The following is a 15,636-nucleotide window of genomic DNA, read 5'->3' as shown; positions in this document are numbered from 1 at the left end:
GATTTTTGAGTAAGGATTTTCGCGAGATAAACGCACTCAAACGCCGAGCGGCGGATAAACCCTGCCTCATAACGACGGCAAAGCTTAGCGAGCTAAAAAATCTCGCTCGCGTGCCCGCTAAATTTAAAAATTTAGTGCGTCGCGCGAGAAAGACAACGTTTTTATACCCAAACGCCAAGGCCGTGCGCGTCGTAAAAGGGTGTGCTCACGAGGAGTTTTTACGTAAATTTGACTGGCTCTACTCCAGCAGCGCAAATTTAAACGGGCAAAATTTCGATGAAGCCTGGGCGAAAGCGGCAGCTGACGAGGTCGTAGATCAAAATTTCAGCCAAAACGAAAGCTCGAAAATTTATAAAATCTCAAAAACTAAAATTTTGCGGATTAGATAGAGCTGCCGATTAAAATTTATGCGTGCTAAGAGCACACAAAAAAGAGGCGCAGTAGCTTATAAATTTAAGCGACTTTGTAAATTTAAATGGCTCTATAAATTTCACCTAGCCATAAAATTTCGTCACATATAAACTGCACAAATACCGTCTGAAATTTTAAAAATCGCGAAAGGATCACGGCAACCTCTCAGAAAAATCATATAAAAAGCTGTAAATCCCCCCCCCTTTTTTTTTCGTTGCCTTCAAATAGTAAAATTACTGCCATTCTCGAAGCCACAAAATTTCACTACTGCTAGCTTTGAATGAAATTCTATCGCCATATACTCAATCAAAATTTTAACTCGGGCGAGCTAAGATTATCGCTAGAAATTCTCGCATCCCGAGCATTCTTGATTAAAATTTTAGAGATCAGGCATTGCCGCCGGTTTTTATCCGAGCCGCTATGCGCCGTTTTGATCGAAGCTCCACCGACGCCGCTTTTGCCTTTGATTAAAATTTGATCTTTAAAAAAAGCTCCTCTGGCGCCGCTAAAATCAAAATTTCGCCGCTGCGCCAATAGTTTTAATAAAATTCGACCGCCGTTTCTTCCGATAGTTTCAATTAAAAATTTTATCGCTGCTGCAAGTAGTTTGCGATCAAAATTCTATCATCGCCGATTGTATATCAAAAGTCCCGCCGCTGCCGATACTATCACCTTTCATCGCCGCTATCGCCGCCGCGGCTATTGCGCTCTATCTTCACTGCTTCCGCCGTAGCAAGCGCCGCAAAGCGTCCGCCTCGCTCACGCCGCCCAGCCGCCAAGCTGCGCGTAAAGCGCAAGCGGTCGCCACATTGCTGCACCGCGGCGACCGATCTTCGATAAAATTTCCTCCGCCCACCGCGTAGCGCATTAAAACAAACAGCATATCAAAGCAAACGCTGCAAATTTTAAAATTTTAACCGCTCTCGCCGCGCGGCACCGATAAACTCCAACCGATAAATTCCGCTAGCTAGTTTTCATCCCGCATAAATCATAAATTTTCATGAATTTAGCGCCGCCATTCTTGCTTTATATTAAAATTTCGCTAAAATTACCGCATTAAATTTGAAGCGCAAACGGCTTAAATTTAAACCGCTTGCGGGCAAATTAAATCCATTCAAGGAGCTTTTATGAGCGGTGTTGCGTTAATCATCTGCTTCGCCATAGCGGTCGTCGTGATGATTTTTTTGATCTCCAAAGCAGGCGTTCACCCGTTTTTGGCGCTAATGCTTATCTCCCTGGCGCTCGCGATCGTTGCGGGCATACCGCTAGCCAAGATCCCCGCGATTATCGGCGACGGATTCAGCGGCACGTTTAAGAGTATCGGTATCGTCATAATCTTCGGCGCGCTCATCGGCACCGTGCTCGAAAAGACCGGCGCGGCGCTCAAACTCGCCGATATGGTCGTAAACGTAGTCGGACAAAAGCGCCCCGAGCTTGCGATGCTCATAATGGGCTGGATCGTGGGTATCCCCGTATTTTGCGACAGCGGCTTCGTCGTTTTAAATCCGATTCGAGAAGCGATCAGCAAAAAAATCGGCGAAAATCCGGTCGCTCTGGCAGTAGCGCTCTCCGGCGGACTTTATGCCTCGCACGTATTCATCCCGCCGACTCCCGGACCGATCGCCGCAGCAGGCGCCGTAGGTCTAGGCGGCAATCTACTGCTCGTAATCGCAATGGGCGCGGTAGTGTCCTTGCCGGTGCTGATCGCCACATACTTTTTTTCTAAAAAAGTCGCCAAAAGCGTCCATATAAGCGAAGCTGAAGCCAATGAAGTCATCGCCAAAAGCTACGACGATCTGCTTAAGCAATACGGCAAATTACCTGGCGGATTTTTAAGCTTAGCCCCTATTTTGGTGCCGATCCTATTTATGGCGCTGGGCTCCGTCGCCAAGATCCTAAAAGTAGGCGGATTTGCGGGCGAAATTTCGCAATTTTTAGGAAATCCTATCATCGCGCTAGCCTTGGGCGTAGTTTTTGCGGTATTTTTACTCGTGCAAACCGGCAAACTAGGCGAATTTAACGAGATCACCAACGAATCCTTAAAAATCGTAGGTCCGATCCTCTTTATAACCGCAGCGGGCGGAGTGCTGGGCAAGGTCATCACCGACGCCGGCTTCGTAACCTACATCAAGGACAATGCGACTGCGATTAAAGCTGCTGGGATTTTCTTCCCATTCTTAATCTCGGCCGTCTTAAAAACCGCACAAGGAAGCTCCACCGTTGCGATCATCACTACCGCTTCGATTATGGGGGCGTTTAACGCAGACGGCTCGCTGATGCAGGTGTTGGGCTTCACCTCCGAAATGTCCGGCGCGCTTGTGGTAATGGCGATCGCAGCGGGCGCGATGACGGTTTCGCACGCTAATGACAGCTACTTTTGGGTCGTTACAAATTTCAGCAAGATGAATCCGCAGCAAGGTTACCGCACCCAAACTATGCTTACGCTAATTATGGGCATTACGGGCATGATCAGCGTGTGGGTTTTGTCGCTGTTTTTGATCTAGGCTAGCTTATTTAGCCGCTACAGCGCTAAATCAGTGCGGAGTGCAATATGGCATCTACCAGCGGCTAGCTACATAAAATTCTTTAAATTTACGTAGCTAGCCCGCACTGCGTAAATACTCTAGTATTAAAATTTCGCTTAACATAGTTTTAAATTTACACACAAAGCCTCAAGGAGCAAAATTTTAAAATTCTATCGCTACAGAATTTTAAAATTTAGCCGAAATTCTGTGGCTTACAGAATTCTAAAATTCCACGACATGAAATTTTAAAATTTGCCCCATAAATTTGGCAACGAGATTTTAAAATTATACTCTTGCTTCAGTCTTGTCATCGTAAATTTAGCCTACGCGCTGTAAAATTCCAAAATTTTAAAATACCAGCTAAAGGAAAAATATGAAAGTTTTAGTCGCGATCGACTCGTTTAAGGGCTCGCTTAGTTCGCTTGAGGCAGGCAACGCCGTAAAATCAGGCATCGAAAAGCTAGGCTGCGAGGTGCTCGTCAAACCTATCGCAGATGGCGGCGAAGGAAGCGTTGAAGCCCTTGCAGACGCGCTAAAAGCTAAGTTCATGGACGTCATCGTAGCAAATCCGTTAGGCGAAAAAACGCCCGCGCGCTACGCCTTAAAAGGCGAGCTAGGCATCTTAGAAATGGCGTCCGCATCGGGTCTGCCGCTCATCGAAAAATCGCGCCGCAACCCACTAAAAACGAGCACCTACGGCTTTGGCGAGATGATAGCGCATGCGATTGCGCACGGCGCGCGAAAGTTTATCATCGGCATCGGCGGAAGTGCTACGAATGACGCGGGCATGGGGATGCTGCGCGCGCTCGGCTTTAAATTTAAAGATGCAAATGGCGCAGAGCTTGCGGGAGCGGGCGAGGATCTGATTAAATTCGCCACGATAGATTGCACTTCGATGCTGCCGCATCTTAAAGAATGCGAGTTTCTTATCGCCTGCGACGTAGATAATCCGCTTTTTGGCGAAAACGGCGCAGCATATATTTACGCCCCGCAAAAGGGCGCGGATGCAGCGATGGTAAAGCAACTCGATGCAGGACTTATAAATTTTGCAAGCGTCGTAAGCAAGCACCTCGGACGCGAGCTTTGGAATAGCCCCGGAGCAGGAGCTGCCGGCGGGCTAGGCTTTGGCTTCGTGAGCTTTCTAAACGCGACGCTTAAGCCTGGCATCGATATCATCACCGAAGAGATCGGGCTAGATCGCGATATGAAAGGCGTCGAGCTCGTCATCACAGGCGAAGGAAGGCTCGATTTTCAAAGCTCGATGGGTAAAACCCCTTGCGGTGTCGCAAAGATTGCTGCTTCTTACGGCGTGCCCGTAATCGCGCTGGCAGGCGGTATCTCGCCCTGTGCCGGCGGCTGCAACGAGCACGGCATCGGCGCGTTTTTCAGCGTTTTAAACGAGCCTATGAGCCTTGAGCGCGCGATGGAGCCCGCCGTTGCGACGCAAAATTTAGCCCGCGTCGCCGAACAAGCGGTGAGATTGTTTCTGCTCGGACGCGGCGCCAAATAGGGCTTTTAGACTGAAATTTAAAGCACAGGCGCTAAAATTAGCAGCGAGCGCGGTATGTATGCGTGGCAGGTGCGGTTGCGAAATAAGACGGCGACGGCTCACAACAAACAAGCACGACAAAGTGCGACAGGAGGCGAGCACGGCGAAGAAGCGAAATTTTATGCAGGATAGATTTGCGTGCTTTAAAGGCACGGCGCGATCTTGACGCAGATGGGGTGACGCACAGCTTGCAAGGCGCAAAAATATACGCGAAGAAGCAGGCGAGAGCCTACAACGATGGACGTTGGTAAAGCGGCGGTTTGCGGCAAGAGAATACGGGCTATGACATGCATGCGCGGCGAGCAGATACTGCGCACAGCTTACGACGGGCGGCAGAATTTCATCCGCCGCAAACCGCAGTAAGTGGATAAATTTTGCATTAAAACGTAGCTTTGCTGAAATTCTAGCGCGTTTGAAAATACGGAGCAATAGGACAGGAGGTAAGACGGCGAGTGGCTCAGCAGTAACGCAGCGGCGTAAAAATTTATTTTACCGCGCGATACATACGCAAGGCGCGATCTAAAACTCATTTTCCAATCAAGCGGCTCGCGGTCCCTCGCAATGCATTCCGCAAGACATGATTAAAACAGATAGAATTTTAAAATTTGACCGCCGTATTCGCAGCCTATGAGATTTGCAACGTAAATTTAAAAGCAGCGCCGCGCTTTATGAAATTCCATTTAAATTTTAGCTCGCGATATGTCCGTATTGAGACGGGAAAGACCGCTCAATCGCAAGATTACGCTTCTTGCAAAGATGACGGCGGCGCATTACTCCGCTTGCTCGCAAAGCCATCAGCCCTCCGATGACGCTTTGATGAGAGGCGAGCTGCGTCTGTGTAAATTTGTATTATTAAGATCGCGGATTTGCTTATCGCTAAATTTAGTGCGGATGCGGTCTCCGTACGCCGCTACGACAGAGCCAGGCTCGCGTTTAAATTTGCTCCGATCACGCTGTGTTTTGTGATAAAAATTTGTAAAATTTCATTTTCGGTCGGCACCAAAAAATTTTATAAAGCTCCATTTTAAAATTTGCGGCACGGGCACGTACCGACCAGATCGTCAAGCTAAAATCAAATCTCAAAATTCTAAGCGGCGAATGCAGAAAACCCTCGCGCCTAGCGTATCTGCGGCGGCAGTGTGGGCGCGCCAAATTTATCGCTTTTGGGACGCAAAAGACGGACGGGCGCGGGCAAAATTTATTGATTTTAGAGTTTAAAGCATCGAATTTGCGCGCCTGGGCTAAATTAAAATTTAAAGTGCGCGGCGCTTAGGACGCATCCGCGCGACTACGAGCGCTCATAAAATTCGCCCGAAGCAAGGTTGTAAAACCGCGGGCGGGCGCAAAATTTATCGCCGCAAAGATCAAAACCGCGAAAGCAAAAAGGCTCCGCGAGCATTCGCTGCCGCACCCGCCCGAGCAAATTAAAATCGCATGATCCCGCCTAGCCGGCATACGCGGAGGGCGCCGCTGCGGGCATTTACACTTAAATTTGGTGCGATCGCAATGCGATTTAAAACTGCACCTGCTTAAATTCGCGCCGTTTCGGTTCGCTCGCAATCACATCTCGCCGCAGTAGCGCTTTAAATTTGCACCGCCGCTTAAAAGCGCAAATTTTATCTCTCAAACGGCGGCGAGAAATTTCGCTAAAATTTCATCTCTTAATTCGGCATGCGATTTATAAAATTTCGCCCTCGCCGCGCTCCGAAATCTGCGGCTTAGACAACACCAGGCTCTTTGCGGTTTTGCTAAAAAGTATCAGATCCTCGGTGCTTTGCACGCTCCACGGCAGCCGCTTTAGAGCGAATTTAAAAATTTCAAAGCAGGAAATGGCGTCGCTAAATGCGCGGTGGTGGACGTTTTGCACGCCTAAAAGCTCTTTTAGCGAGCCGAGCCCGTATCTTTGTGCCTCGATCGTGCGGCGCGCGAGCTCGACGGTGCAGAGCCTGCGATTTAAAAGCATTCCAAAGCCGCATTTTTGCAGGCTCGCGTCGATGAAGCCGTAGTCAAATTTGACGTTGTGCGCCACAAAAACGCTATCGCCTAAAAACAGTCTAAATCGCTCCAGCACGCTAGCTAGCGGCGGTGCGCCCACCAGATCGTCCGAGCGGATCCCCGTAAGCTCCGTGATATTTTCGGGCACGACGGGCGCGTAAACGAAGCTCTCGAAGCGATCCAGCTCCTGCGTACCGCGCGTTTTTATCGCGCCGATTTCGATGATCTGGCCGTTTGAGAGCCCGCCGTTCGTCTCGATGTCCACAAAGCAAAAAATTTCATCCAAAATATCCGTCTCACGGGTTTTGAGCGTGATTTTGCCGTTATCTAGCTTTATTATCTCTATGCCCAGCGCCCGCCACATCGAGAGGTCTTTGGGTTCGAAAAGCTCGGTAATTTCGGCAATATCGCTTGCTTTTGAGATAAAATCGTAATAATTTATGCTCTTTTGAGCCAGTAAATTTATGAGATTTTCGATTCTATGCGTCAAAATTTTACCCTGTGCCGCGCCTAAATTTTAAGCGCACGGATCGCCTCTACGTAGTCGTTTGAAGAAAATATGTAATTGCCCGCTACCACGACGTCGGCGCCCGCTTCGTCGATATCTGCGATATTCAGCCCGTTTACGCCGCCGTCGACCTCGATGAGGCATTTTGCGCCTTTGCGATCTATCAACTCGCGCAGCTGCTTAATTTTCTCAAGCGCCGAGGGGATAAATTTCTGCCCTCCAAAGCCCGGATTGACGCTCATCAAAAGCACCATATCGACCTCGCTCAAGACAAACTCCAGCGCGCTAAGCGGAGTATGCGGATTTAGCACGACCGCGGGCGAGACGCCGCTGCGGCGTATATGATCTATGAGGCGCAGCGGGTGCTGCTCCTCCTCGATGTGGAAGCTAAGAAATTTCGGCTTTAGCGGCAAAAAAAGATCGGCGAAAAACGGCACGTTTTTGACCATCAAATGGATATCTAAAGGCTTGCTGCTCGCCTTTGCCACGGCGCTCGCTACAAGCGGTCCGATCGTGAGATTGGGTACGAAATGTCCGTCCATCACGTCTACGTGAATGAGATCGGCGCCCGCTTCGCAGACTGCGCGAATTTCCTCCGCGAGCCTGCCGAAATCCGCCGATAAAATGCTGGGTGCTACATACATTAAGATTCCTTATAAAATTTCAAGATGCGAAATTTTACTTAGTTTTGTCATAAATTTCGCTAAATTTAAACCGCAGCGGATTTTAAGCATAATTTGAAATTTTTTCGCTATAATTGCCATTTATTTTAATCATCAAGGATTTATTATGGCAAGAAGATGCGCAATCACCGGCAAAGGTGCGATGGTAGGCAATAACGTCAGCCACGCAAATAACAGAACCAAAAAGAAATTCCAGGTCAATCTACGCACCATCCGCGTTCAGCTAGAAGACGGCTCAACCAGACGAATCAAAGTCGCCGCCTCAACTCTACGAACTATGAAAAAACAATCAAAATAACCTCTTAAAGAGGAATTTATGTCTGTTTTGGACAAGATCAAGCGATTCCTCGACTGGTCCGGCTCGACTAAGCCGGACATCAACCTCTACACAGAAATTTACGACCAGCTACGCCCATTCCGCTTACCGCTGATAACCATCGTATTGATGATGCTAATCGGCACATTAGGCTACGTCTTTATAGCGGGCTTTTCGCTCGTAGACGCCTTTTATCAAGCAGGCATGACCTTTACGACGGTAGGCTTTACCGAAGTAGCGCCGATATCGCCCGCGGGTAGAATTTTTACCGTCTTATTCATCCTCATGGGCTTTGGAACTTTTTCGTTTTGCCTGGGCGTCGTTGTCGAGGTCATAAAAAACGGCAAACTTCAAAATTTACTTAGGGAGCAACGAATGATCAATAACATCGCAAGGCTCAAAAACCACTACATTATCTGTTACAACAACATCTACTGCGCCGAGCTTGCCAAGCAGTTTCGCGAAAATCATCTGCCTTTTGTCGTGATCGACCCCGATCCCGCTCTAGCTAAAATCGCCGAAGAAAACCGCTATCCATATTTCATCGTAGGAGAACCGCATGTAGAAACCACGATGCTAAAAGCCCATCTGTCATCTGCAAAATCCGTCATCACACTAAGTCCAAATTTAGCCGATAATATCGCGATAATCTCGCTGGTGCGCCTATACGAAAAGGAGCTTGGTCGCATCACCCCATACTTCATCATGGCAAATAGCGATGATGACAGCGACACGCAGAGGCTAAAAAAACTCGGCGCAAATTCTATCGTCTCGCCATCCAAGCTCGCCGCACAAAGGCTTTCGGCGATTAGTGTACGCCCTGATATGGAAAATATTTTGGAGCGATTTTTGTATAAAAAGGACTCGCTTATCGATATCGAGGAGATTACGGTGCCCGATTTTTCGTGGATCCGCTTTAAGCGTCTAAAAGAAACTCGCTTGCGCGATTTTACAAACGCCGACGTCGTGGGAATCAAAGAGCCCAACAGCCGCTTCATTCCGATGCCGGATGGCGACTACCTCATCGGTACTGGGGTGAAATTTTTAGTCATCGGCACGGCAGAGGGCATCCGCAACACTAAAAAACTCATCCGCAGCAAATACAAGCCACAGGAGATGAGATATGTTTAAAATAACTAAGCTTGAGGGCGGTTTGCAAAACGTCGAGGGCTTTTATTTTGACGGCATAAATTCGGGTTTTAAAAAACAGGGGAACGATCTGGGATTTATCCGCGCGGACGAGCCCTTTGCCGTAAGCGCGATCTTTACGAGCAATAAATTTCAAGCCGCGCCGATTAGGCATTTCAAAAGGGCGCAAGAGCGCGCGGGCGGGGAGCTTAAAACAAATTTTATCCTCGTAAATTCTAAAAACGCAAACTCGATGACCGGAGAGCAAGGAATCGCCGATATCGATGAAATTTTTAGCGAGCTTGGCAAAAAAATCTCTCTGATAAACCCCATCATGAGCTCCACCGGCGTCATCGGATACCGCCTTAAAAAGGAAAAAATTATCGCCGCCGCGCAAAATTTTAACCTCTCGGCGCGAAACTCGGACGCCCTAGCCACCGCCATTATGACGACAGATACGATAAAAAAGGAGCTTGCATATGAAATTTCTTTAGAAAACGGCGAGAAATTTCACATCGCGGCCGTTTGCAAGGGCGCAGGCATGATCAATCCCGCGCTTGCGACCATGCTCTGCTTCGTCCTAACCGACGCAAAAATCCCACGCGCGGATATGGACGAGCTGCTAAAAAAAGCGGCGGAGCAGAGTTTCAACACAGTAAGCGTCGACGGCGACACCTCCACCAACGATACGATTATGCTCTGCTGCAGCGCGAAATGCGCCTATGAAAAGGACGCTTTCGCGTCCGCACTAAACACCCTGACGCGCGAGCTTGCGCTGATGCTGGTAAAAGACGGCGAAGGCGCAACCAAGCTGGTGCGATTTAAAGTAAGCGGTGCCGCAAATGCCGAAGACGCTCGCACGGCGGCGAAGGCGCTAAGCAATTCGCCGCTTGTTAAAACGGCGATCTTCGGCGAAGATCCGAATTGGGGTCGCATAGCCTCGACCATAGGCGCCTGCGGCATCGAATGCGATGAAGAAAAGCTGCGTATCAAATACGACGACGTGCTGCTTTATGATGCGCAAAATCGCGAGCTGGACGCCGCGCGCGAGGCTGCGGCTCACGCCGTGATGCAGCAAAAAAGCTTTACGATCTGGTGCGATTTAGGGCTCGGAGACGGCGAGTTTAGCGCATACGGCTGCGATCTTAGCTACGACTACGTAAAAATCAACGCCGATTATAGATCATAAAGATTCACAGCTCGCTTCATAACCTAAAAATCTCGTCTCGAAAATAGCGAATAGCAGCAGGGCTTTAAAGCTCTGCTCTTAAAATTTTATCATTTAAATTTGCCTGTTTTAAATTTTTAAAGGCTAAAAATTCTACCTCTTAAAATCTGGAATCTCATGCGTGAAATTCAGTCTAAATTTGATAGCTAAAATTAGGTTTTAAGCGCTTTATTGATATACTTAAATAAATTTTTCAAAGGAGTAGGCATGTTTCATGAATACAGAGATTTAATCACTGAGTTAAAAGGCAAAAACGCACGATTTGATTCGCTTTTTGAGAAGCACGACGAGCTGGATCACAAGATCGCCGACGCGCAGGCCGGCAGAGTGCATATGAGCGATCTGGAGATTGATGCGATGAAGAAAGAAAAGCTTCGCATAAAAGATGAGCTAGGCAGCTTGCTAGCGCAATATAAAGCCGAAAAGGCAGATAAATAAAGTTCTTAGCGGCGAAATTAAGATGCAGCAGAGTGCTAGGAAGGCTGATTTCGCCGCTAAGCTTTAATCTGCGTTTAGAATTTTCTAATCGCAATAAGTTTAACCGCTTAAATTTGCCGCGCGCGATAAATAAAAACAGCGCGCCAAAACGAGTTAAAATTTATACCGCACGCTCCCACCTTGACACCTCTAAATAATTTTTACGTATCGGCTACATAACTGTAGATATCTATAATGCAATTAGCACGATAAATATAACTCATCTCGGCTCTCTATCGCCCCTTCCGCTTCCAAAATATTTCTTGCTGAATGCACTTTTGCGCTACAGAGTAAATTAAAATTTACGCTGCGTCGCCCTGCAGCCTGGCTCTTAAATTTTTACTTTGCAGCGAGCATTTTTAGAAAATTTCAAATCTTGCGTTTTGCTTATTGCGGGCGCAATACCTACTTTAAAATTCTGCATTTCGAAGGAATCTAAAGTAGCGCTAGAATTTTAAATTCTCGTTCGCGTTAACCGCGAAATTTTAAATTCATACCTCCAACTAAGCACTAGTTTATGTTAGAGCCTGCTTTAGTCGCTTCCACGGAATTTAGCCAAGCTTGCTTATTTTAACCCGCTTCGTTGAGCTTTAAAAATTTAGATTATTTCTTTGATCGTATCGGATAATGCCTACCGCCACGGAATTGCTCAAGCCGCCCTATTACCATATGTGCAATTAAAAGCGGCGCTAACGCGGAATTAAATAGTATAAGTGAAATCTGTAAAAGGTATGAAATTTAATCATAGAATTTTAAGCGCCAAGAATTTGCGATAGAATTTCGCCGCGCAAATCAAATCCCAAAGCTAACCTAGCCTACTCAAAAACCTTCGCTTCTAAGCCATGTAGCCTTTGCAAGCCGATATCGATATATTCGTTAAGCTTCTCATTATTTTCCAGCAATTTGTCGTAATAGCTCTTGGCTCTTTCTCTCGCGGTCGCATCAGGCTCGATATACTTTAGCCCGCTTTTGAAAAATCCTTTGGATTCCGCAAAATAGATCGAGTGGATCTTCTCACAGTGTGATAGCCCTGCTTCAGTGTAGTTTAAAATCGATTCGTACGCGATGTTGCCTAACAGCTCTTGCAGTCTATTTGCGGGATTTTTGAAAAACTCGGCAAACTCCTTATACGGCGTAAAAACCTGATCCAGGTTTTTCATCGCATCGCCGTAGATACCCTTTTTCAGGCGAAACATCGTCATTTCTTGAGAACTTACAAACTTCTCTATTGCTTTTATCGTATCGTTTTTATTCACTAAATTTTCCCTTTTAAAATATGAAACGCTCGGATTATATCGTTTGTTTTATAAAAATCCGTTAAAAATCGGTTAAATTTTGCCCTAGCGTTTTAGCTAAGTTTCTTTGAGCGCTTTTTATTAAATTTCCCGCCTCAGCCGCCGCATTCGTCGCACAATCCTCGCACGAGTACACTTTTGACATTTTTTTGTGGCAAAGCTGGCATCGAAATCTCCTCCATTTTATGGCAGTTTTCGCAGACAAAATACGCTTTTGCGCCGTCGGTGAGCTCATAAAAGCTTTTATGATTATTTTCGCTGGTAATTATCAAATTTTTTTCTTCCAAAAGCGCTATATTGCGATATATCGTGGTTTTATTCGCACCCGTTTGTTCTACTAGTTCATCATAGCTTACCGGGCATTTTTTCTCGCTTAGGATCTGCACGATATGCACTCTAAGCGCTGTAGGAGCGATATCGTGACTCGCTAAAAAATCTTTGGGATCCATTTTACGCCTTTTTTAAAATTTAAGCGATGATAGCGAAATTTAGATAAATTTATATTAAGTTGCAACTAAGTTGCTTTTGATATACTTCCGCAATTTTTTTGGAAAGGAATTTTATGAAAAAGCTTGTTTTCACGCTTTTAGCAGCTAGTTGCGTAGCATTCGCCAAACCTACGGTCACCACGACCATACTTCCTACGAAGTATTTTGTTGAACAGATCGCAGGTGATACTTTGCAGGTAAATACGATGGTCGGCAAAGGCGCCGATCCGCACACATACGAGCCTAAGCCTTCGGAGATGAAAATGCTAGAAAATAGCGATCTGTATTTTGCAGTCGGTATAGAATTTGATGAAGTCTGGCTACCAAAGCTTGCCGCATCGTATCCGAAGATGAAGATAATCCGCACAGAAGATGGCATTACCAAAATGGCTATGGCAGAGCATCACCATCACGACGAACATGATCATAGCGCACATCACGATGATCACGATCATGACGCGCATCATGAGCATGGCGACAAAGACCACGAGGCGCACGAGCACCATCACCATCACGGCGGCTTAGACCCACATATATGGCTCGATCCGCAGCTTGTAAAAATTCAAGCTAAAAATATTAAAGACGCGTTAACCAAACAGTATCCTAAGAATGCTAAAATTTATGAAGCAAATTTCGATAAATTTGCTAAAAAGCTTGACGAGCTAGACGATTACGCAAAGCAGAAATTAGCGGGCGTCAAGGGAAAGAAATTTATGGTTTATCATCCGTCTTGGGGCTATTTCGCGCACCGATACGATTTGGAGCAGATCGCAGTCGAAGTAGAGGGCAAAGAGCCTAAGCCTGCGGATTTGGCTGAGCTAATCGAGGAAGCCAAAGAGGAAAAGATCAAGGTGATTTTCGTCGCACCGCAGTTTTCCAAAAAGGCAGCGCAAACTATCGCCGCGCAAACAGGCGCAAAGGTAATGGAGATCGATCAGCTGCCGCTAGATTGGTACAAGACGATGAAAAAGACGATCGACGTTTTCGGAGAAAATTTGTAGTTGATGAAATTTATTAAAATTTTACTTTTATCCGCGATCTTTAGCTCGCGGATATTTGCGTGCGCTCTGTGCGCCCTATACACGCCTACTGCGCACGTTAGCATTACCCCTGTCGCACAAGACGGCAAGATCGTGAGCCTGCATTTTTCGTGGCTTTTCTCTCAAAATTTTACCGACGTCATAATGCAGACCTACGATATAAATTCCAACGGCAAGCTTGAAAATAGCGAGCTTGCCGAGATAACTAAGGCGATGACCGATTATCTAACCCCCAAAAACTATCTTTGCGAGGCGGAATTCTACGATCAAGCGCCAAAAAACGCAAAGCCTGCGCTTAGCAACCTCGTAGGCACGCAGATCAAGGGAAATTTTAAAAACGCAATAAGCCTCATCAAAAAGGGCAGACTCGTGTTTGAATTTGATCAAAAGGTCGGCTTCGAGCTGCGAAACGGTCGCGTTCTTAAAATTTCCATTAACGACGATCAGGGATTTTTCAATTTCAAAATGCTTGACGATAAGCCCATTAATCTGGGCGAGGGCTTTGTAGCGAAGCCTAATTCAAATTTAGCCACCACTTTTATAGAATTTAGCGGCGAAAAGCCAAAGATCGCAGATAAAAAACCGCCGATTTCAAGCGCGCCGAGCTCTGATTTAACGCAGAGCGGTCTTGCATCTAGCCAGCAGAGCCTTGCGAGCTCAGAGGATAAACTTGTGCAAGGCGGCCAAGCTAAACCGAATTCCAGCTCAGCACGCAGATCAAACCAAAGATCCGTCGGCGACATAGTTTCGGAGGCGACTGCGGAGGCGCAAAAAAATATCGCCGCTTCGGATGCTATCGCGCAGATCAATAAAGCCGCCAAAAAGGACGCGCAAGCAAAAGGTGGTCCCGCAAATTCTACGGCGCTTGCAGATAAAGGCGTGAGCGAAAATTTTGCTGCGAGGCGAGATAATTCTTTAAATTCCGTGCATTCTACGCAAAATCTCGCGACACCGCCCGAGGAGAGTTCTTTAAATTTAGAGCAAAATAGCGCGAGCAAAAACGGCGCCACATCCGGTAGCGACGAGATTTCAAGCGAGCAGCACAAAGAGGTCTCGCTGGGATTTGTCGCGCAAAAGACGATGGATTTTATGAAAAGTCTCAAAACGGCGTTTCGCGCAAGCAGCGAGCATGCAAGCGCGAGCACCATCCTATGGGTCTTGGCGCTTTCTTTCATATACGGCTTTTTCCACGCGGCGGGTCCTGGGCACGCGAAGCTGCTAACGGCGAGCTATTTCCTAGCCCATGGCGGCAGCTACGTCAAAGCCTTCGGATTTGCCCTTAAAATCGGGCTTCTACACGTACTAGGAGCGCTCGTTTTAGTAAGCGCGAGCATGTTCGTACTGCAAAATGTCGCAGGGCTCGTCTCTGCAAACTCCGCCTCGATCACCACGAAAATTTCGGCGCTTCTGATCATCGTCATAACTGCGCTCATCATCTACGACAAAGCTCGCCGCGTAAGATCGTCGGGCGCTCGCCACGATGCGGGCTGCTCCTGCGCCGCTTGCGCTTCCGCCGCAAACACCGCAGAAACGGACGCGCACTTAAAAAATACGGCATTTGCAAACACCAGGGATTCCGCTCACGTAGCGTCAAAGAGTTATAAATTTTCTAAATTTAATATCCAAAGCGGCGAATCCGCGCAGTATTTGGATGCTAAAAATTTAGGCGCCGCAACGGCAGAGCTAAATTCGGATTCAAATTTAACCGCAAATTTACAAGAAAACTCGCCTAGCCAAAACGAGCAAAAAAAGGCTTTAAATTCTACAAATTTCAAAAACCAACCCTCGTCTCGCTCGCTGCAAAATGGCGCGACTGGCGGCGGCGAGAAAGGTCGCGAGTGGCTTATCGCGCTTGCAGCGGCGCTTGTGCCCTGCCCCGGCACGATCCTTATTTTCGTGCTTGCCTTCAGCCTCGGAAGCTTCGCGCTTAGCGTCGCAAGTGCGCTTTTCATCGGTTTTGGGATGAGCGTCGTGATATTTTTAGCCGCGCTTT

General features: G+C 47.2%; 14 protein-coding genes. 10 read left to right on the top strand and 4 right to left on the bottom strand.

Annotated elements, in window-relative coordinates; all coding sequences use genetic code 11:
• The 4 genes from Q0369_RS05115 to Q0369_RS05100 form a co-directional block, all read left to right on the top strand.
• Nucleotides 1-389, top strand: a 389-nt coding sequence (locus Q0369_RS05115; RefSeq protein ID WP_298096873.1) for a Sua5/YciO/YrdC/YwlC family protein, incomplete at its 5' end; no start/stop codon positions are given.
• A 1,149-nt stretch (nt 390-1,538) separates the two neighbouring features.
• A complete protein-coding gene (locus Q0369_RS05110; protein WP_298096870.1) occupies nt 1,539-2,915 on the top strand; it encodes a GntP family permease in 1,377 nt (458 codons plus the stop codon).
• A 394-nt stretch (nt 2,916-3,309) separates the two neighbouring features.
• Entirely contained in the window at nt 3,310-4,446 is a 1,137-nt protein-coding gene (locus Q0369_RS05105; protein ID WP_298096867.1) for a glycerate kinase, read from the top strand.
• Nucleotides 4,447-4,722: 276 nt separating this feature from the next.
• Nucleotides 4,723-4,848, top strand: coding sequence for a hypothetical protein (locus tag Q0369_RS05100; protein WP_298096864.1), 126 nt, complete (start codon nt 4,723-4,725; stop codon nt 4,846-4,848).
• 1,315 nt (nt 4,849-6,163) lie between these two features.
• Here Q0369_RS05100 and Q0369_RS05095 read toward each other — a convergent pair.
• Together Q0369_RS05095 and rpe are read right to left on the bottom strand one after the other, a co-directional pair.
• Nucleotides 6,164-6,970: a 3'-5' exonuclease gene (locus Q0369_RS05095; RefSeq protein WP_298096861.1), complete on the bottom strand. Its 807-nt coding sequence runs from the start codon at nt 6,968-6,970 to the stop codon at nt 6,164-6,166.
• A gap of 20 nt (nt 6,971-6,990) precedes the next feature.
• Complete coding sequence (gene rpe / locus Q0369_RS05090) at nt 6,991-7,632, bottom strand: ribulose-phosphate 3-epimerase (protein WP_298096858.1); 642 nt, start codon at nt 7,630-7,632, stop codon at nt 6,991-6,993.
• A gap of 145 nt (nt 7,633-7,777) precedes the next feature.
• Between rpe and rpmB the strand changes: the two genes are divergently transcribed.
• From rpmB to Q0369_RS05070, 4 genes are all read left to right on the top strand, one after another.
• Complete coding sequence (rpmB, locus tag Q0369_RS05085; RefSeq protein WP_040304421.1) at nt 7,778-7,969, top strand: 50S ribosomal protein L28; 192 nt, start codon at nt 7,778-7,780, stop codon at nt 7,967-7,969.
• Nucleotides 7,970-7,987: 18 nt separating this feature from the next.
• Entirely contained in the window at nt 7,988-9,118 is a 1,131-nt protein-coding gene (locus Q0369_RS05080) for a potassium channel protein (protein ID WP_297960908.1), read from the top strand.
• Nucleotides 9,111-10,304 carry a bifunctional glutamate N-acetyltransferase/amino-acid acetyltransferase ArgJ gene (gene argJ, locus Q0369_RS05075; protein ID WP_298096855.1) on the top strand — a complete coding sequence of 398 codons (1,194 nt, stop codon included), beginning with the start codon at nt 9,111-9,113 and terminating at the stop codon, nt 10,302-10,304. The genes Q0369_RS05080 and argJ overlap by 8 nt, the downstream gene beginning before the upstream one ends.
• A 246-nt stretch (nt 10,305-10,550) precedes the next feature.
• Nucleotides 10,551-10,781 carry a YdcH family protein gene (locus tag Q0369_RS05070; protein WP_005873127.1) on the top strand — a complete coding sequence of 77 codons (231 nt, stop codon included), beginning with the start codon at nt 10,551-10,553 and terminating at the stop codon, nt 10,779-10,781.
• An 854-nt stretch (nt 10,782-11,635) separates the two neighbouring features.
• On the opposite strand, the gene Q0369_RS05065 is transcribed toward Q0369_RS05070, so the two are convergent.
• The gene (locus tag Q0369_RS05065) at nt 11,636-12,076 is read right to left on the bottom strand and encodes a hypothetical protein (RefSeq protein ID WP_298096852.1); all 441 of its coding nucleotides are present in this window, start codon (nt 12,074-12,076) and stop codon (nt 11,636-11,638) included.
• Between the two features lie 134 nt (nt 12,077-12,210).
• Entirely contained in the window at nt 12,211-12,564 is a 354-nt protein-coding gene (locus tag Q0369_RS05060) for an HTH domain-containing protein (protein ID WP_298096849.1), read from the bottom strand.
• 113 nt (nt 12,565-12,677) lie between these two features.
• Between Q0369_RS05060 and Q0369_RS05055 the strand changes: the two genes are divergently transcribed.
• The gene (locus Q0369_RS05055; RefSeq protein ID WP_298096846.1) at nt 12,678-13,604 is read left to right on the top strand and encodes a zinc ABC transporter substrate-binding protein; all 927 of its coding nucleotides are present in this window, start codon (nt 12,678-12,680) and stop codon (nt 13,602-13,604) included.
• A 3-nt stretch (nt 13,605-13,607) separates the two neighbouring features.
• Nucleotides 13,608-15,636 (top strand): DUF1007 family protein (locus tag Q0369_RS05050; RefSeq protein WP_298096842.1); only part of this gene is annotated, 2,029 nt, incomplete at its 3' end.

Origin of the sequence: uncultured Campylobacter sp., assembly GCF_938030685.1 — a bacterium.
Classification (GTDB): domain Bacteria; phylum Campylobacterota; class Campylobacteria; order Campylobacterales; family Campylobacteraceae; genus Campylobacter_B.
The sequence above is the reverse complement of the archived record's forward strand: the minus strand, read 5'-3'. Positions and strand labels throughout refer to the sequence as shown.